We start from the raw sequence: 17,678 nt of genomic DNA on the forward strand, positions 1-17,678 counted from the left end.
TTTTCAATCGCTTTATCTGAACAGGTTTACTTCTTTTTCGGGCATTAAAAGTTATATGCAGGAAACGGGGAGAAATAATCGAATTATTGACGATACTATGTGAAAGGCTATTAACAGGAGGAGTAACGTGGAATTAACAGTCGAGAAATTGCTCAAACTCGAACCGCTTCGAACGTCACAAGTAATGGCAGGTGCCCAGGGTCTCAAGAAAGTGGTTAAAGGGGTTACCATTATGGAAGCCCCGGATATCGTCGATTGGCTGGCCGGTGGTGAACTGCTCCTGACAAGTTTATATTCCACCTTGGGAGGAAAGGTAAATTATCATGAGTTCATCCGAAATCTCGCAGCCAAAGGCGTCTGCGCGCTGGCGGTTAAAATTCGGCGCTTTGTTGATACAATCCCGCCGGATATCCTAGAGATTGCCGATGAGGTGGGGTTGCCTATTATTCAATTAAATGGCAATGTTCGCTATGTGGATATTATGTATCCCGTCATGGAGATGCTCTTTAACAAGCAAGTTATTGAACTAAAATATTATAAAGAAATTCAGGAACGGTTTACCGCTTTAGCGCTTCAATGCCAAGGCCTTGATAAGATCACAAGGACTTTAGCAGAATTGGTTGGAAATCCGGTGAGTGTTTTTGATAACCAAAGGAAATGTTTGTCTGCCACTGATGAGAAATTTTCTGATTTTGAGGGTATGATGACATTTTATGAAGGGGAATTGCTAAGCAAGGACTTTAATTCCTATCGCATCAAGATAGCCGGAGCAGGGGAAAAGCCTGTTTACCAAGTTGTGGTTCCGATTCAGGCTTTAGGTCAGATAAAAGCTTATTTAATTGTGACTGAAATTAACAAACCAATGGATGAGATGGAATTGATTTGTTTGGATCAAGCTACGACAGTTGTAACCTTGGAGATGGTCAGGCGTTTTGCCGTCCGCGAAGTAGAACAAAAATTCAGCAATGATATTGTTGAGAAACTCATTAGCGGAGAGATTGAAGTTAGCAGTTTGCGTGAAAGGGCTAATCTCCTGGCTTGGGAAATTAATCGTCCTTTTGTTGTTGTACTGTTCAGCCTCAAATATTTGGATGAGTGTTTAGCAGATACTAAGTTCAAACAGGATAAGATTGCTTTTCAAGGAATTAAAGCTGAAATTCAGTCATTGATTATGAACGTGATGAGAACCCGAATGAAAGACTTTATTCTCGGACATAAAGGTGACTCAATCATTGTGTTATGGCCTGTTAGAGAATCAAGCAAAACGATTGAGGAGATTAAGAAGGCTGGGCGGGAAATTCAGGATAATGCGAAGAAACGATGGAAAAAAATCATGATTGGGATTGGTATTGGTAATGTTGCCGCGGAGATCGAAGAGATTCCAAGGAGTTATAAAGAGGCCCAGGATGCCCTAATATATGGAGAAATGCTTCAAGGAGAAGACGTCATTTCCTGGTTCCAAGACCTAGGTGTCTATCGAATGCTTTGCAAGTTTGGACAAGGTAATGATCTTGCAGATTTTGTTCCTAAATCACTCAAAATACTTGTGGACTATGATCGGCAGAACCAAACGGAACTCTTAAAGAGTTTAGAAGTCTTTCTAGAGTATAATGGTAACGCAAGTAAAGCAGCAAAAGCGCTCTTTATTCATTACAAAACCTTACTTTATCGTTTAGAACGGATTAAAGAGGTCACCGGACTTGATTTAGAGGATTATAAAAATCGCTTAGAATTGGAACTTGGCTTAAAGATCATTCAAATTTTAAATCAACAGGTATAATTGAGAAACGAAAATAAGAGACGACTGCATTTCTACGCAATCGTCTCTTATTTTAATAGCAGGAGCTGTTCTAAACCAGATGACAGGCAACCAAGTGTCCGTTGCCGCAATCTTTTAATTCAGGGGTTGTTTGGGCACATTGTGGCTGTGCTTTTGGACAACGTGTACGGAAATAACAACCGCTCGGTGGGTCAATGGGACTTGGAACCCCGCCCTCTAAGACTATGCGGGAGCGTTTTAGCTCTACATCCGGGTCAGGAATCGGAATAGCCGATAAGAGAGCCTGCGTATAAGGGTGCATCGGATGATCATAAAGGTCTTGGCTCGTTGTTATTTCTACAATTCGTCCTAAATACATGACTGCGATTCGATGGGAGATGTGTTTGACCATAGAAAGGTCATGAGCAATAAATAGATAAGTCAATCCAAGTTGTTCTTGCAATTCTTCCAGCATGTTAACGATTTGGGCCTGAATAGAGACATCGAGAGCTGAGATAGGTTCATCACAAATAATCAACTTGGGGTTGACCGCCAAAGCTCGGGCGATCCCAATCCGTTGTCTCTGACCACCGGAAAATTCATGAGGAAAGCGATTGGCATGCTCGGAATTTAACCCTACAGTTTCCAACAATTCATAGATTCGATTGGTGCGTTTTTGACCGCTGGCCAGGTGATGAATGTCGAGAGCTTCACCGATAATATCCCCAACAGTCATCCGCGGATTAAGTGAGGCATAGGGATCCTGAAAAATCATCTGCATATCGCGGCGAACAGTCATCATTTCTTTTTTATTTAAGCCATAGATATTACGGCCCATAAATTTTGCTTCGCCGGACGTCGCTTCATAGAGGCGGATAATGGTGCGCCCCGCCGTTGATTTGCCGCATCCGCTCTCGCCAACTAAGCCTAACGTTTCTCCCTGATGAAGCTTAAAGGATATGCCGTTTACAGCATGAACTTTTTTGTTTTCACGGGATAAAAAGCCCTCATTAATCGGAAAGTGCTTGACTAGATTATTGACTTCCAGAATAACTTCGTTGCTCATGATCTAGCCTCCTTCTCATCAATCCCGTTGAAGGTCACCTTGGGAGCGTCGGGATGAAGAAGCCAGCATGCTGCCCGGTGTTTTTCATTAAGATCAGTATAAGCTGGAGGCTGGGTTTCACAGATCTTCATAGCATGCGGGCAGCGTGCCGCAAAGCCGCATCCTTTAGGAGGGTTAAGCAGATCGGGAGGACTCCCGACGATAGGCACCAGTTTGCTGCGTTGGGAGGCATCTAAGCGGGGAACACTTTTTAACAATCCCCAAGTATAAGGGTGCCGAGGATCCTTAAAGATATCCTGGGTTGAACCCATTTCTACGATTTTGCCGCCATACATGACGATAATTCGCGAACAAAGACCGGCCACAACTCCCAAATCGTGGGTAATTAAGATGATCGAAGTATTAACTTTATCCTTTAAGTCCTTCATTAACTCCAAGATCTGAGCCTGAATTGTGACGTCCAAGGCAGTGGTTGGCTCATCTGCAATTAATAGCTTGGGATTGCAGAGCAAGGCCATAGCAATCATAACCCTTTGTCTCATTCCGCCGGAGAATTCATGAGGATATTGTTTTAAACGTCGTTCAGGATTAGAAATTCCTACCATGGCCAAATATTTGGCAGCACGTCCTAAAGCTTCATTTTTTCCGATTCCTTCATGGTGCTGTAAGACTTCCGTCATCTGCCGTCCTATGGTAAGCACAGGATTTAGGCTTGTCATCGGGTCTTGGAAGATCATTCCGATCTCTTTGCCCCGGATTTTCTGCATCTCTTTTTCCGGCAGGCGGACTAAATCCCGGCCCGCTAAACGGATTTGACCGTTTTTAATTTTGCCGGGGGGATTGGGAATCAAACGCATGATTGACTGAACAGTTACCGACTTACCGCAGCCGGATTCTCCGACAATCCCCACAGCTTCCCCTTCATCGACATGAAAACTAACCCCCGAAACTGACTGCACTTCTCCAGCATAGGTATAGAAGGAGGTGCTGAGGTTTTCCACTTCCAGTAAAGCCACAATATCTCCTCCTTACTTGCGCATTTTTGGATCAAAGGCATCACGAAGCCCATCACCAATAAAGTTAAAGGCCAGCATTAAAATAGCAATTAAAGCTGCCGGGAAAATTAAAGCAAAAGCCGAACCGGGAATATTCCCCCGTCCTTCGGCAGCCATGTATCCAAGGCTGACCCAAGGAGGCTGCACTCCTAAACCGATAAAGCTTAGGAAGGCTTCCATAAAAATAGCTGCAGGTATCTGCAAAGCAGATACGACAATAATTTGCCCAATGGTATTGGGAAGCAAATGCTTGAAGAGAATGCGGGGAGTGCTTGCCCCCAGAGTGCGGGCGGCTAAAACAAATTCTTGTTCCCGCAGTGTCAGGATTTGGCCGCGAACGATTCTGGCCATAGTAACCCAGTATTCGATACCGAGAACAATAAAAATATTGCGCAGACCAGAACCAAGAAGAACCATCAATAAAATGACATATAACATATCGGGAACACTGAAAATGATATCAATAAACCGTTGCATCAGATTATCAATGCGACCGCCCACATAGCCGGAGATACCGCCATAGATAATCCCGATAGTCAGGTTAATCAGTACCGAACCAAAGCCAATGGCCAGGGAAATCTGGGTTCCACACATAGCCCTGGTTAAAATATCTCTGCCTAGTTCATCAGTGCCGAAGGGATGAACCCAATTAGGAGGGTTTAAGGTATGGCTCAAGTCATTGGAATAATAGTTAAAGTGAGAGAGGAAGGGTCCTCCAAAGCCGAACAGAATGATTAGGATAAGAACAATCAGCCCGCCCATGGCTAAAGGATTCTTTTTAAAACGGCGGCGAGCATCTTGCCAGAGGGTGGTGCTTGGCCGGTTAATCACATCGGTTTTTTGAGTTTGTTGCAGCGGTGTAAATGAATCTAAAGGCAAACTCATGCTCAGACCCCCTTTTGATTGGTTAACTTGATGCGCGGATCGACCAGAGTATAAGCAATATCCACCAGAAGGTTAAACGTGACCATTAATGTGGCAACCAGAATCGTTGTCCCCATGATCACGGGATAATCACGGTTGGTAATACTGGTAACAAAATATTGTCCAATTCCGGGAATATTAAAGATATATTCGATAACAAAATTGCCGCAGAGAATATAAGCAAAGAATGGTCCCATAAACGTCAAAAGCGGGATAATGGCATTTTTGAGAGCGTGTCGGAAAACAACAATATAACCGGGCAGTCCCTTAGCCTTTGCAGTTCTGATATAGTCCTGATGGAGAACATCGAGCATGCTTGTCCGAGTGAGACGGGTGATTTGGGCCACAGGGTAGGCACTTAAAGCCAGAACGGGCATAACAAGCTGGTTTGGATCTCCCCAGCCGATGGGCGGAAAGAGATGGAGTTTAAATCCAACATAATACTGTAAAAGGGTAGCAATTACGAAACTTGGTACGGAGATTCCAATGGTAGCCAAAAATGTAGCCACATAATCGGCCGTTTTATTTTGCCTTAAGGCAGCAATAATTCCCAAAAACGTGCCGCAGATTAAGGCGAGAATAGTAGCCATGGAACCGATAGCCGCTGTTCGGGGCAAACCTTCTTTAATAATATCATTGACAGACCGTCCCTGATAACGGAAAGTGGGTCCAAAGTCAAAGTGTGCAGCGTTTTTTAGATAATCGGTATATTGCTTAAACAAAGGATCATTCAAGTGGTAACGGGCATTAATGTTGGCCTTAACCTGGGGCAGCAAAACCTTATCGGAAGCAAATGGGCCGCCTGGTATCGCATGCATCAAAAAGAAGGTCAGGGTTATCACCAACCAAATTACTATAATAGCCGCTAGGATTCGTCCGAGTAAATAGCGAACCATATTCCTCCCCCTTAATCAAAGTTACAGAATTACAGAGTTAAGGGGCAAGTTACTGGAACTTGCCCCTTAACTTACTGTCCACTCAACATGATGTTATTGTAAATAAGCGGTTTTGAAATCAAAGTCCCCCATGGGATTAACGAGAACTCCCTTAATGTTGTCCTTCAGAACATAGTTTTGTACATAGAAATAAATCGGCATAATCGGGTTTTCTTTCATTAAAACGTTTTCCGCATCATGCATGGCTTTCATACGTACAGCTTGGTCTGCAGTGTTCTTTGCGGTTTGAATATCTTTGTCATACTGAGCATTGGACCAACCAGTTTGGTTTTCTCCATTTCCGGTGGTGAACATATCCATAAAGGTCATAGGATCGATATAATCGCCATTCCAGCCGGCGCGTGCAACATCGTATTGCAGGTTTTGCATCGTTTGCAGGTAAACTTGCCATTCTTGACCGAGCAATTTGACATTGATGCCCAAATTCTTATGCCAGAAATCTTGAATAGCTTGGGCAGGGAGTTGATGAGTACCGTTTGTATTATAAAGAAGTGTCAGAGTTGGGAAATTTTTACCATCAGGATAACCAGCTGCAGCTAACAGTTGTTTAGCCTTGGCAATATCTTCGGTAATGAAATTTCCGCCAACGGTACGGAAGTCTTTACCTGGTGTGGCATCAGGAATTCCACCTGGTACGTATGCGTAGGCCGGAGTTTGTCCGCCTTTAAAGACATTGGTAATTAAATCCTGACGATTGAGACAGATGGACAGGGCCTCACGTACGCGGGGATCATTTAAAGGAGCTTTGGTCGTGTTAAAGCGGTAGAAATAGGTGCCTAATTGAGGAGCTTGTTTGAGGGCTCCGGATTTTTTATAGCGGACGATATCTTCCGGAGTTGGGTCATATAAACCATCCAATTGTCCGGCATCAAAGGCGGTTGCAGCAGCTTTGTGATCTTCTACCAAGTTGAAATCGAGTTCTGAGAGTTTAACATCGGCTGCATCCCAATAATTAGGGTTTTTCACAAGAGTCATCGTATCGCTGTGAGTCCATGATTTCATCATAAAGGGACCGTTGCTCACAAAGGTTTTGGCTTCCGTATTCCAGTTCTTATTGGCTTTAACGTTCTTTTGGTCAACCGGATAATAGGTTTGGAAAGCCAGTAAGGATTTGAAATAGGGTGTAGGAGCTGCCAGAGTAAGTACTAAGGTATGAGGGTCTTTCACTTCAATACCCACTTGATCTGCCGTAGCTTTACCGGCATTATATTCTTTCGCGTTCTTAAAATAGTATAATTGGTAGGCATAATTTGAAGCTGCCGCTGGATCAAGAGCGTGGAGCCAGGAAGCTTTAAAATCATCAGCAGTCAAAGGATCTCCGTTGCTGAACTTTGTGTCTTTCAGTTTGATGGTGTAAGTTAAACCGTCAGCAGATACATCAATGCTCTTGGCAATTGCCAATTGCGGATTATTGTTTTTATCCAGACGGGTTAAACCTTCAAATAAATTCATCTCCATGATTGCTTCGGGAACACCGTCGGACATCTGGGGGTCGAGGGTTTTAGGTTCTGCGCCTGGATCAAAACTCACCTTCATTGGTTTACCAGCACCTTGAGTTGCTTGGGTGCTTGAGGTACCGCAGCCGGTAACTACAGACCCAAGAACAAGAGCGGCTGATAAGACTGAAACCAACCATTTTTTCTTTCTGATCATGATTGTTCTTTCTTCCTCCTTATAGTTTTTCTTTTGTCTCCGCAGGTAATTTCAGCGGATTCAATTGTTGTGTATTCGGTATTGATATTGTAAATTCCTGCTACAAAATCAGAGAGAAAAAAGAGAATATGTAAATATCGAAAGTATAAATACAAAAATAACAAAAATAATGTTAGTTTAAAAATTACGAGTTACATAATAAAATTGATTATTATCAAACTTTAATACAATAGAGAAATACGGTTGATTAAGAAAATTAACAAAAGTAAACGAGTATACCATTATTTGGGGCTTTTTTAAAGTTTCTACAGTCATAAGACTTTCTACCGGAGATGCTTTCAAGCAATTTAGACAGAAGCAGAAACTCACTTGAAGCGAATTTCTGCTTATAAAATAATCTAAAATAAGAGCCCATTAAGAAATTGGCGATTGTTAAGAGAACACTTTATTTTGCGAATTACCACCACCATCCAAACCAAGGCCAACCCCAAAAACCGAACCAAGGCCAGCGCCAACCAAAGCCGCCCCACCAACGACCATACATAACCAAAACCTCCTTTGCAGCAGTTTAGGATGTCTTCATCCTTAATATAAGCTATGAAAGTATATGGAATAATGTACCAAATTTAATTTGGACAACTTCTTAGATAAAAATGAGTCTGTTGCAAAATGAGTATTTATACGTTTATAAACAAACCCCTGCATATAAGTGGATGATAAACCACTATTTATGCAGGGGTTTTGTTTTATGGAAGGGCTTATACATTTTGAAACAGCCCCAATAGATATGAAAATCACAATATTAGATGGCCCTTAAGAGCAAGTACTGATCAAGGGACATATAGTAAATTAGACCTACCAAAATATGTATATTGAGGTATAGGGTTTTAAAATTACTTGAAAGGGGGAAGGAACATGTACGGTTGGGGTTATGCCGGCAGCGTCTGTACTAGAGTAGGTCTTGGTCAGGTACCTGGTCCAGGTGGTATTGGAACTTTAAGGCCTTGGGTTTGCTGCCCTGTTGTAGGATGCTTTAAATGTGGAGTAGCAGTTATTTTTATAGCTATTCTAATTTTAGTTGCCTTAGGTGTTATCTTTTAACGTGTTTACAATTGTTTTTAAGCTTGTGACTGTCAGTAATTAGGCTGGCAGTCTTCATTCTTTACTTCATGGCCTTGTTTGCATCAAGTTCAGCTTTAGCTGAACGAGTTCATTTGAACTTTATCAAATCGGCGGCACGCTTTAATTGTTCATCCAGCACCTTAGCATAAATTCTTGTTGTCCTCGGATCTGCATGCCCAAGAGCGTCTTGAACAATCGCTAGATTATCCGTTTCCCGCAGGAGCAAAGTAGCAAATGTCGAACGTAATTTGTGAACACTGTAACCTTCCGTGTTATGTCCAAACGATTTGAGGATGGTCATATATTTGGCAATTAGATTTTGTACTGCTCTTTTGCTAATTCGGTTTCCCTGAATCGATAGGAAAAGAGCATCAACGTTATTACGGGCATAACGAGGGCGTTCGCCGCTAAGATAATCATTTATCGCTGTCGCGACTTCCTGATTAAAATAAACAACGGTTTCCTTATTCCCTTTACGTGTAATTTTAAAGTGCCCCTTTGTTATAAATATATGGCTGAGATCCAAACTGCAAAGTTCAGATAAGCGCAGCCCTGTGCCGATTAAAGTAAGGACAATGGCATAATCACGTTTCTCGGTATAAGCATAGTATTTGAGCTGACCGTCGGATAATCCTGTACCGGTTTCTAAAGCATCTGTCAAATCAGCAATTTGATTAGGTTCTAAAGCTTTAGGAAGGTTTTGATTAACGTAGATTGGATCTAATTTAATTGTAACGTCTTTATGGATCATATCTTCACGAAGCATGTATCGATATAATGACTTAATTACTGCCTGTTTACGAGCCAGAGCACGGGGGCCGTTATTACGTTCGGAATTTGCCCAGCTTAAATAAGACTCAATATGGCGATGACCGACGGTTTCCATGACTGAAACCTGGATCTGAGAGGGAGAGGAGGGGAAGTTAGGCATCGTGCGGCAGAGATAATTAAAAAACATACCCAACTCGTAAACGTATGCTGCTTGAGTAGATTTGGACTTATTGGTAACTGCAAGATGATTGATAAAATCTTGAGCAAATTGGGGCAGAAGGTGTTTCGTTGCCTTGATATCCATTATCAAACCTCCAATGATCCAGTAAAATGGGTGTATCAGGAGTATATATCACTCATAATTATACATCGTTATGGCAATGTTTTTGTATTCTATGCCTGTTTTAATCAGATTAAGAATCTCGGATATGATTTATATAAAATAGTTGTAAAGAATAATTATAATGATATAATAATACCTAAATAAATAAAGCTTAAGCATTAATACTTAATGAGAAGCTAGTTTGGTTAATCTTTTGGCCTTAAACCATTTTTCCCAATAAGTGTAGAAGGGGTGGTAAATGATGTTCAAAAGGATTTTAGTTCCGACAGATATTTCCGAATATTCGCACCGAGCTTTGATTACAGCACTTAACCTTGCACGGCAATTTAACTCCGAGGTTGAGCTATTTCATGTGACGTACAATCCAGAAGCATATTGGGGCTATACAGTATCTTATGGTCTTGTCGTATCTCAGGAGGAAATTGATCAAGGTGGAGAAGCAGCTTTGGAGGCAGCTTTAGCAGGGATTGAAGTAGGTGATATTGTTTTCCATAAAAAGCATATTTCAGGGCATCCCGCAAGCGCCATTCTTGAAGAAGCCAAGAGGGATTTTGATTTAATTGTAATGGGCAGTCATGGACATGGACCTATATCAGGAGCTGTATTAGGAAGCGTAACTCAAAAGGTTCTTGCCCATTCTTTATGTCCTGTGCTGGTAGTAAAGTAAGATCAGTGAAAGGAGAAGGAAAATGACGAGACAGTTCAATTTTGAAATTATCCCTGAAATTAAAGAGCGATGGTCACCCAGAGCATTTGATAGCAGGTTAGTTCCGCGAGAAGATTTAATGCCCTTGCTTGAGGCGGCCAGATTTGCACCTTCATGTTTTAACGAGCAACCTTGGCGATTTATTATTGCAGATAACGAAGTAATGCTTCAAAAAATGCGTGGACTTTTAACTCCTTCAAACCTGGAATGGGCGAAGAAAGCTCCGGTTTTGATTTTAATCGTTTCCAAGAAAACATTTACGTTAAATGGAAAAGACAATTACTGGCATATGTTTGATGCCGGAACTTCGTGGGGTTATTTATCTTTGGAGGCTCAGAGACGTGGGTTGATTACCCATGCCATGGGAGGCTTTAATCGTGAAAAAGCCCGGGAAGAATTTTGCATACCTGAGGATTACACAATAATTGCAGTGATAGCAGTGGGATATTATGGACAAAAAGATAGTTTGAGTCAAGAATTGCAAAGCAGAGAAAACCCGGATAACAGAAAAAACATTGAGGATCTTTTTCTAAAAGGGCAATAGGTGCAAACCTCATTGGCATTCAGCAGAGAATATGTCAACGATACCATCTTTAATACTCATGGCATAACGATAAGCGAATTTGTAAAAGACATTTATTTGACAGGCGTTGCCTCACTGAAGGGCAGCGCCTGTTTTTGTACCTTGTTTTTTTAGGCCTAAAATTGTTGATAAGCTATTTTGATGTGATTCATTATCGCTCACTCCGATTATTAATAATTGTTCTAGCATATTCGACGGTTTAAATTTACTTTTATATAATTTTAAACCTCACTGCTTAAACGTAAATTGCAAGCTCTCAATAAAAGAGTATAATTTTACATAAATCAGTAGAAACAAATAAAACCATTAAGGATTTTAGAACGGTATTTTGCTTGGAATATATTGGGAATCTGATGGTTATATAGTTGTGGTATGTAGTGCAAGGGAGGAATTTAGATGTCGCAAAAGAAACAAGTTAATGACTTAAGAACCGCATTAGAGAAGTAACGGCTCTCCTTGGGCGTTTACACAGTTTCTTCTATCATTTGCTCTGGGGTAGGGATATTAAACAGCTTTTTGCGCACAGCGCGGAGGGAAAAGATCTGCCTTTCGATTAATCCTAAGCCTGAGTTTATGATCCAATAGGCACTGAGTGCCGCCGGCGCTTTCCAAAGAAAAACCAAGCCAATGATCACCGGAACGACGAAGGACAAAAAGTTTCTGTTACTAGCAGTAAATCCGTTAACTCCCTGGAAGAAACCCGCTATTGCAGGTAAAATGTGAAGATTATCCATTGCGTGAACCCCAGAAACCCAAGGGAGAAGAAAACTTCCAACGGACGAGCTCAAATTGAGAACAGAAAAATAAAACGAGAAGAGGATTGGCGCTTGGATTAAAAATGGCAGAAATGACATAAAAGAATTAACCTTGTACTTTGAAGAGATCTTCAGCAACTCAGAATTAACCTTTTCTGTTTTATTGTGAAATTTGACCGCTAAAACAGACTTTACCTGACTTAAGTTAGCTGAGAATTGCTGAGTTCGTTGCTGATTAACCGACAAAGGAAAGAGAAGAAGTTTAAGTCCAAAGGTCAATAAAGCAACCGCCAAAAACCAATCACCTGTTAAGTTAATTAGGGAACCTAATATTAAAGAAAATAGCGAACTAAACATATGCATTTTATTATTCCTCCTTAGATTTTCTTAAGAAACTAAAGAGGAGATATATGGCGGATCGTCATCGTTTTCTTGTTTAAGCATTCTCCTGATAACAAGATATTTTCGAAAACGAATAAGGATGAGTGTGCGTAAAATGAATTGATTTCTTTCTATTGAGGTAGTTTCGAGCATATGACCATTGATATTGCTTTTAAACAAAGTAAAAACAATTCCGGAAAATGCTAATAATATTGTTAAGTTAAGAAATAAAAAAAGCCAACTATCAAGTTGCATTAGCTCACCTCCTCATGGGAATTATATATCTTTAGAGAATTATTGACAAGCGAGGGGATGACAAGGGTCGAAGACTATTGAGGGAACCCAATCTTGAGGGGAGACACTTAGATTTGAGTTATGTTTAAAATATATATTGACAACATAAACTATAAATGCTAGTATTTAATTCCGCGCTAAAAGTAGTTGAAGATGCTGATTAAACGTTCTGATAAAGAAAGTTAAAAGCAAGTCAAAATTGCTTTAAGCAAAAGCTTAGGCATTAAGATATATTGGGGTGTCGCCAAGCGGTAAGGCACCAGACTTTGACTCTGGCATTCGTTGGTTCGAATCCAGCCACCCCAGCCATTTATTATCCGTGGTGGTATAAAATTCATCTGGCCCGTTGGTCAAGCGGCTTAAGACACCGCCCTTTCACGGCGGCTACACGGGTTCGAATCCCGTACGGGTCACCATTCATAATGAGCCATTAGCTCAGTCGGTAGAGCACCTGACTTTTAATCAGGGTGTCCCGCGTTCGAGTCGCGGATGGCTCACCATTTCATTATTTGCAGCCGAATTGTGTAATTCTAAAAACAGAGAGAAGTTATATATTAGAAACCGGTGCTATTCAAGTGAATAAAGGCATCGGTTTTTTCCTATATACTACTTCGTATCAATATATTGCCTAACAATTTAGATACATATAAGATTGCTAAAATATTCAAACGGATTCATCTACATTAACGTCAGTGAATTAACAATTGTTATTGCCGTAATGGAATAGTTTGTTCCAGATTTATTTAATTTATCCAGTTTTTAAGACCCCCACTTCTTGTAAGTAGGGTGGGTCCCTCGTTAACTTCAGGCTAAAGGTAATTGTTCTTGACAGAAAAAATTTTTAAGCTAAAATGTGAAGTATACTTCATGTGAAATGTACTTCACATTTGCGGGAGGATACGTTGAAAAATAAAATAAAGGAGCTAAGGATTGCTGCTAATATGACGCAGCAACAACTAGCCGACTTAGTTTGTGTTTCATCAAGAACTATTATTTCTCTGGAGAAAGGTCAGTATAATCCATCAATCATGCTTGCCTATAAAATAGCTTGCACGTTTAATACCACGATTGAAGATTTATATAGTTTAAAGGAGAATTTAGAGGATGGGAAAAAAGATACATAACCAAAAGAAATTTTGGAGCGGCATCGTATTTTTGTTGCTGGCTGGTACCGGCATTTTTATAACTGTAAGCCGCTTCCATGATTATCCTACACTTAGAATGATTAAAAGTGTTCTTATTGATGCTTTTTGTCTCCTATTCGGAGCGACTTCGGTAGCTAGAAGTCTAAATGAAAGGTGTACCCAAGAAGATGAGCAAAATAATGATGAACGGGAAAAATTAATTACAATGAAATCAAAAAGCAGTGCTTATAATATAACGTTTTTTGTATGCGCTGCCATTACAGTTTTATCTGCACTTGCCTGGAGGATAACAAAATTTGAGGGGATGATCGGTATTTTTATCGGGATTGGGATTGTTCCTACAATTATGATCATTGCAGAAATAAGTTGTTATTATTATCATGACAAACGGAATTAGTGAACAAGTTCACTCTTCTTTTAAACCGGCAAGGCTTCTGGCAAAGCTTTTTTTCTCATCAAAGTTAGTTAGGTTATATAAGGCCATTTTTTGCGCCATGGGGGAACCGGCTCCATGCCAAGTACCTGCACCATGCAGGCCGGCACACCAGTTTTGAATAAACTTGGCGATTCGAAGACGTTGTTCGGCCGGTGCTGAGGCTTTCATGAACTTGCGGACATAATGGGCTGTTTCAGGATTTTCCAATTCCAGCTCGGAAGGCATGGTTACTGCCATCCCGCCGCCAATGTCTCCGGCCCATTTCAGGATATCCCAAAAACCGTCGGCAATAGTAAGTTTGGCCGCGTTGCCAAAGATGTCATCCGGCTGAAAAAAGCCGGATCCGGTCGGTTCCTCATGTCCTTTCAGCGCTGCAGCGACAGTACAGGCCCGAGCGGTTTCATTGATTCGAATCATGTCGGTCATCTTTTCCACAATATGAGGCGCTTTTTGAATCCCGGAGAACTCTGCGGCAAGTTGGGTGGCACCGATAATCAGGTCAGCAAAACCCACTTTGCAGGCACCGCCGCAGTTCATGCGATGTGTCTTGGCGAACCGAGCGACTAACCGTCCAGAATACTTTGCTTCACCGCACATGAAAACATGTTCCCAAGGTATAAATACGTTATCGAAGACCATGATGCAAGTCTCCCTTTGACCGTAAAGGGGATTGCCCAGGTATTTCACGTCAGGGGACAGTTCTCTCTCGGCGGTAAATGGTGTGTACTGGCAAATATATGTTAATCCTTCGGCTCCGTTGGGTACGGCAAAGGCTACGGCAAAGTCCTCTTCTCCCTGACGCATTCCCATGGTGGGAATCACTAAGGTTTCATGTGAACCGATCGCGCCACTCTGGCTGACTTTTGCTCCCCGCACTACGATGCCGTCTTCTCTTTTTTCTACTATGTGAACATATACGTCAGGGTCATCCTGTTCTACAGGTCGTTTAGTTCGGTCGCCTTTAGCGTCAGTAACCCCTCCACTTACGGCCAGATCATTTTCTTGAAGGTATTTGAGATGATTGAGCAGGCGGCTGTGATACTCTGTACCTAACTCTCTGTCCATTTCCCAAGTAATACCGGCTAAGGCATTCAAGACATCCGCCCCCACACAGCGATAATTACAGGTCCCCAGCATTTGGCTGGTTAGGGTTGCCATTTCTGACCTTTTTTCCAGATCAGCGACGCTGGAGGCAATGTGCAGGTTTCTGCTTACTTTGTCACCCAAATATGGTGAGAAAACATTCATGATGTCAGCGTATTTCGGATCCTCAGCCAGCTCGTAAACCCTGGCATTAGCGCGAAGGACGGTCACTGTGGTGGAATTTTCATGAAGGTTAACCTGCTTACCGCCGAGAAAGATCCTTGGATTATAAGCTTTCATACTCTCAAGGTATTCAGTCGCTGTTTTCATTGTAATCCTCCTTTTTGATAACTGAAGGGAGATGTGGCTAATTAAGATATGCGGTTTATAATATTCAAAATATTCAATATAAGTTAGCAAATTCCTTTTTAAATTTCGATATTAGATGGAAATAATTTATATCAACATAAGGCGGTTGATTAATACCGGGATAACCCCGTTGTGAAGAGAAATGAATGACTGCAGACTTATCAAGGGTTCTGGACTGACTGTGGATAGGGTATTGCGCTTTTGTTGTCAAATGCAGCGCCCTGCGATTACAGGCAAAAAGAAGGTTCTTATTATGTTTAGAAGTCTGGAATTGATGGCAGGCTTCTCGCAGCATGTGATAAATTAACAAGATAAAATAACAATACCGTTAAGCAGGTAATTACAAATATTTTGGTGAAGTATTATGATGAACAGATTATTAGATAAACAGATAATGACAAGCGGCATTAGTGCCATGAAACAGCGAAAGGAATGACAACCATATATGAAAAGAAGGTATGCCTTAGCAGAGGTTACTGAGAAGCTGGCTGCAGTTGCACAGGGGAGGGAAGCGGCGGATACGGTCATAAGGAATGCACGCTTAGTGAATGTTAATACGGCAGAAATTGTTTCGGGCGTAGATGTCGCTATAACCCACGGAAGAATAGCTTTAGTCGGAAATGCTTCCCATACAATCGGTGAGAATACACAGATTATTGAAGCCCAAGGGAGTTATATTACGCCTGGGTTCATGGATGGACATATGCATGTCGAAAGCAGTATGCTGTCTGTTCGAGAATTTGCTCGCGTAGTTATGCCCCATGGAACTACGGCCATTTTTATGGATCCTCATGAAATGGCCAATGTTCTAGGCATGGATGGCGTACGTCTGATGATTGAAGACGGCAGAAATGTTCCTCTCAGGGTTTATACCGCAATGCCTTCCTGCGTTCCGGCAGCTCCAGGCTTCGAAGATACCGGGGCTGAATTAGGCCCTAAAGAGATAGAAGAAGCTATGACCTGGAAAGAGGTTGTGGGCTTGGGAGAAATGATGAATTTTCCCGGAGTAATTCAGGGAAATTCGGATACGCATAAGGAACTTCAGGCAACTCTAAATGCTAATAAAACAATAACCGGACATTACTCGCTGCCGGAAACGGGAGCAGGCTTAAATGCTTATGTGGCTGCTGGTGTACGCTGCTGCCATGAGTCAGTAAGGATGGAAGACGCGCTGGCCAAAATGCGTTTGGGGATGTATGCGCAGCTGCGGGAAGGTTCTGCTTGGCATGATTTAAAGGAAACAGTCAGAAGTATTACTGAGAACCGGATAGATACGCGGTACGCTACCCTAATCAGTGATGATACCCATCCGGAAACTTTGGTTTCCTTAGGACACCTTGATCATATCGTTAAACGGGCCATCGAAGAGGGGGTTAACCCCATTACGGCGGTCCAAATGGTGACGTTAAATGTTGCTCAATGCTTTGAAATGAGTAAGGATCTTGGCAGTATTTCCCCAGGTCGCTGGGCAGATATTCTAATAATAAGTGACTTAACGAACGTTACCATCGAAAAGGTTATCATCAATGGGGAAGTCGTTGCTGAAAACGGTAAACTGATCGAGGAGATTTCCGGAAGCACCTATCCGGATTACGCGAAGAAAACAGTGCATTTGGCTGGGAAATTGATGGCTGAGGCTTTTGCAGTGTCTGTCCCGAGATTAGAGCAAAACTTGGCTAAGGTTCGCGTTATAGAAATTATTGAGGCTAAGGTTGGGACTTATCATAGGGAATGTGAGTTACCCGTTGCCGCCGGCAAAATTCAAACGGACTTAAGACAGGATGTCATTAAAGCCGCAGTTATTGAACGCCATAAAGCAACGGGTACTATGGGGAAAGGGTTTGTCAAAGGTTTTCACCTAAAAGAAGGAGCCGTAGCTTCAACGGTTTCCCATGATGCGCATAACCTGCTGATTGTTGGGACGAACGATGCGGACATGGCTTTGGCCGGAAATACTCTTGCTGAAGTCGGCGGCGGACTCGTGGCTGTTAAAAACGGTCAGATTTTGGCACTGCTGCCTTTACCTATAGCCGGGCTGATGTGCGAAGAGCCTGCTGAGGCAGTAGCCGGGAAAGTAGCCAGTCTCGAGCGAGCATGGCAGGAGCTGGGCTGCGATTTGGTATCCCCATTTATGACCACATCACTGCTGGCCTTGGCCGTTCTGCCAGAGTTGAGACTAACTAATCGGGGACTTGTAGATACATGTCAATTCAAGTTTTTAGACTTGCTAATTGAGTAGTTCGATTCTTTTCTCTAGAATAAAGGCAATTAAGAGCA

16 protein-coding genes and 3 tRNA genes are annotated in these 17,678 nt (G+C 42.0%); 10 read left to right on the forward strand and 9 right to left on the reverse strand.

The annotated features are described in order from the left end of the window. Nucleotides 1-127 precede the first annotated feature (127 nt). Nucleotides 128-1,780, forward strand: coding sequence for a PucR family transcriptional regulator ligand-binding domain-containing protein (locus B5771_RS20520; protein ID WP_088189188.1), 1,653 nt, complete (start codon nucleotides 128-130; stop codon nucleotides 1,778-1,780). Between the two features lie 70 nt (nucleotides 1,781-1,850). Here B5771_RS20520 and B5771_RS20525 read toward each other — a convergent pair whose 3' ends face one another. From B5771_RS20525 to B5771_RS20545, 5 genes are all read right to left on the reverse strand, one after another. Further along, the gene (locus B5771_RS20525) at nucleotides 1,851-2,825 is read right to left on the reverse strand and encodes a dipeptide ABC transporter ATP-binding protein (protein WP_088189189.1); all 975 of its coding nucleotides are present in this window, start codon (nucleotides 2,823-2,825) and stop codon (nucleotides 1,851-1,853) included. Continuing rightward, the gene (locus B5771_RS20530; protein WP_172408339.1) at nucleotides 2,822-3,844 is read right to left on the reverse strand and encodes an ABC transporter ATP-binding protein; all 1,023 of its coding nucleotides are present in this window, start codon (nucleotides 3,842-3,844) and stop codon (nucleotides 2,822-2,824) included. Before B5771_RS20530 ends, B5771_RS20525 begins: the two co-directional genes overlap by 4 nt. Before the next feature lie 9 nt (nucleotides 3,845-3,853). Further along, nucleotides 3,854-4,765, reverse strand: a complete 912-nt coding sequence (locus B5771_RS20535; protein ID WP_088189191.1) for an ABC transporter permease — start codon at nucleotides 4,763-4,765, stop codon at nucleotides 3,854-3,856. 2 nt (nucleotides 4,766-4,767) lie between these two features. Further along, the gene (locus tag B5771_RS20540; RefSeq protein ID WP_088189192.1) at nucleotides 4,768-5,700 is read right to left on the reverse strand and encodes an ABC transporter permease; all 933 of its coding nucleotides are present in this window, start codon (nucleotides 5,698-5,700) and stop codon (nucleotides 4,768-4,770) included. Between the two features lie 93 nt (nucleotides 5,701-5,793). After that, nucleotides 5,794-7,413: a peptide ABC transporter substrate-binding protein gene (locus B5771_RS20545; RefSeq protein WP_088189193.1), complete on the reverse strand. Its 1,620-nt coding sequence runs from the start codon at nucleotides 7,411-7,413 to the stop codon at nucleotides 5,794-5,796. Nucleotides 7,414-8,328: 915 nt separating this feature from the next. Between B5771_RS20545 and B5771_RS20550 the strand changes: the two genes are divergently transcribed. Continuing rightward, nucleotides 8,329-8,514, forward strand: a complete 186-nt coding sequence (locus B5771_RS20550) for a hypothetical protein (protein ID WP_047811045.1) — start codon at nucleotides 8,329-8,331, stop codon at nucleotides 8,512-8,514. Between the two features lie 109 nt (nucleotides 8,515-8,623). Here B5771_RS20550 and B5771_RS20555 read toward each other — a convergent pair whose 3' ends face one another. Continuing rightward, nucleotides 8,624-9,610, reverse strand: a complete 987-nt coding sequence (locus tag B5771_RS20555) for a tyrosine-type recombinase/integrase (RefSeq protein ID WP_088189194.1) — start codon at nucleotides 9,608-9,610, stop codon at nucleotides 8,624-8,626. 280 nt (nucleotides 9,611-9,890) lie between these two features. On the opposite strand from B5771_RS20555, the gene B5771_RS20560 reads away from it, so the two are divergent. Together B5771_RS20560 and B5771_RS20565 are read left to right on the forward strand one after the other, a co-directional pair. Further along, complete coding sequence (locus B5771_RS20560; protein ID WP_088189317.1) at nucleotides 9,891-10,316, forward strand: universal stress protein; 426 nt, start codon at nucleotides 9,891-9,893, stop codon at nucleotides 10,314-10,316. A gap of 22 nt (nucleotides 10,317-10,338) precedes the next feature. Continuing rightward, complete coding sequence (locus B5771_RS20565) at nucleotides 10,339-10,899, forward strand: nitroreductase family protein (protein ID WP_088189195.1); 561 nt, start codon at nucleotides 10,339-10,341, stop codon at nucleotides 10,897-10,899. A 503-nt stretch (nucleotides 10,900-11,402) separates the two neighbouring features. On the opposite strand, the gene B5771_RS20570 is transcribed toward B5771_RS20565, so the two are convergent. Both B5771_RS20570 and B5771_RS20575 read right to left on the reverse strand, forming a co-directional pair. Continuing rightward, nucleotides 11,403-12,056 carry a YidC/Oxa1 family membrane protein insertase gene (locus tag B5771_RS20570; RefSeq protein ID WP_088189196.1) on the reverse strand — a complete coding sequence of 218 codons (654 nt, stop codon included), beginning with the start codon at nucleotides 12,054-12,056 and terminating at the stop codon, nucleotides 11,403-11,405. 24 nt (nucleotides 12,057-12,080) lie between these two features. Then, the gene (locus B5771_RS20575; RefSeq protein WP_088189197.1) at nucleotides 12,081-12,329 is read right to left on the reverse strand and encodes a hypothetical protein; all 249 of its coding nucleotides are present in this window, start codon (nucleotides 12,327-12,329) and stop codon (nucleotides 12,081-12,083) included. A 273-nt stretch (nucleotides 12,330-12,602) separates the two neighbouring features. On the opposite strand from B5771_RS20575, the gene B5771_RS20580 reads away from it, so the two are divergent. The 5 genes from B5771_RS20580 (at nucleotide 12,603) to B5771_RS20600 (ending at nucleotide 13,910) form a co-directional block, all read left to right on the forward strand. Beyond that, a tRNA-Gln gene (locus tag B5771_RS20580) sits at nucleotides 12,603-12,677 on the forward strand. A gap of 31 nt (nucleotides 12,678-12,708) precedes the next feature. Further along, nucleotides 12,709-12,784, forward strand: a tRNA-Glu gene (locus tag B5771_RS20585). Between the two features lie 8 nt (nucleotides 12,785-12,792). Continuing rightward, nucleotides 12,793-12,868 (forward strand) — tRNA-Lys (locus B5771_RS20590). A 402-nt stretch (nucleotides 12,869-13,270) separates the two neighbouring features. Next, the gene (locus tag B5771_RS20595; protein ID WP_088189198.1) at nucleotides 13,271-13,492 is read left to right on the forward strand and encodes a helix-turn-helix transcriptional regulator; all 222 of its coding nucleotides are present in this window, start codon (nucleotides 13,271-13,273) and stop codon (nucleotides 13,490-13,492) included. Beyond that, nucleotides 13,473-13,910 carry a hypothetical protein gene (locus B5771_RS20600; RefSeq protein WP_088189199.1) on the forward strand — a complete coding sequence of 146 codons (438 nt, stop codon included), beginning with the start codon at nucleotides 13,473-13,475 and terminating at the stop codon, nucleotides 13,908-13,910. Before B5771_RS20595 ends, B5771_RS20600 begins: the two co-directional genes overlap by 20 nt. A gap of 9 nt (nucleotides 13,911-13,919) precedes the next feature. On the opposite strand, the gene B5771_RS20605 is transcribed toward B5771_RS20600, so the two are convergent. Next, nucleotides 13,920-15,362 carry a 4-hydroxyphenylacetate 3-hydroxylase N-terminal domain-containing protein gene (locus B5771_RS20605; protein WP_088189200.1) on the reverse strand — a complete coding sequence of 481 codons (1,443 nt, stop codon included), beginning with the start codon at nucleotides 15,360-15,362 and terminating at the stop codon, nucleotides 13,920-13,922. Nucleotides 15,363-15,846: 484 nt separating this feature from the next. Here B5771_RS20605 and ade point away from each other — a divergent pair, with 484 nt between their 5' ends. Next, nucleotides 15,847-17,640 carry an adenine deaminase gene (ade, locus tag B5771_RS20610; protein ID WP_088189201.1) on the forward strand — a complete coding sequence of 598 codons (1,794 nt, stop codon included), beginning with the start codon at nucleotides 15,847-15,849 and terminating at the stop codon, nucleotides 17,638-17,640. Nucleotides 17,641-17,678 lie beyond the last annotated feature (38 nt).

This window comes from Desulfosporosinus sp. FKA (assembly GCF_002196785.1).
Classification (GTDB): Bacteria; Bacillota; Desulfitobacteriia; order Desulfitobacteriales; family Desulfitobacteriaceae; genus Desulfosporosinus; species Desulfosporosinus acididurans.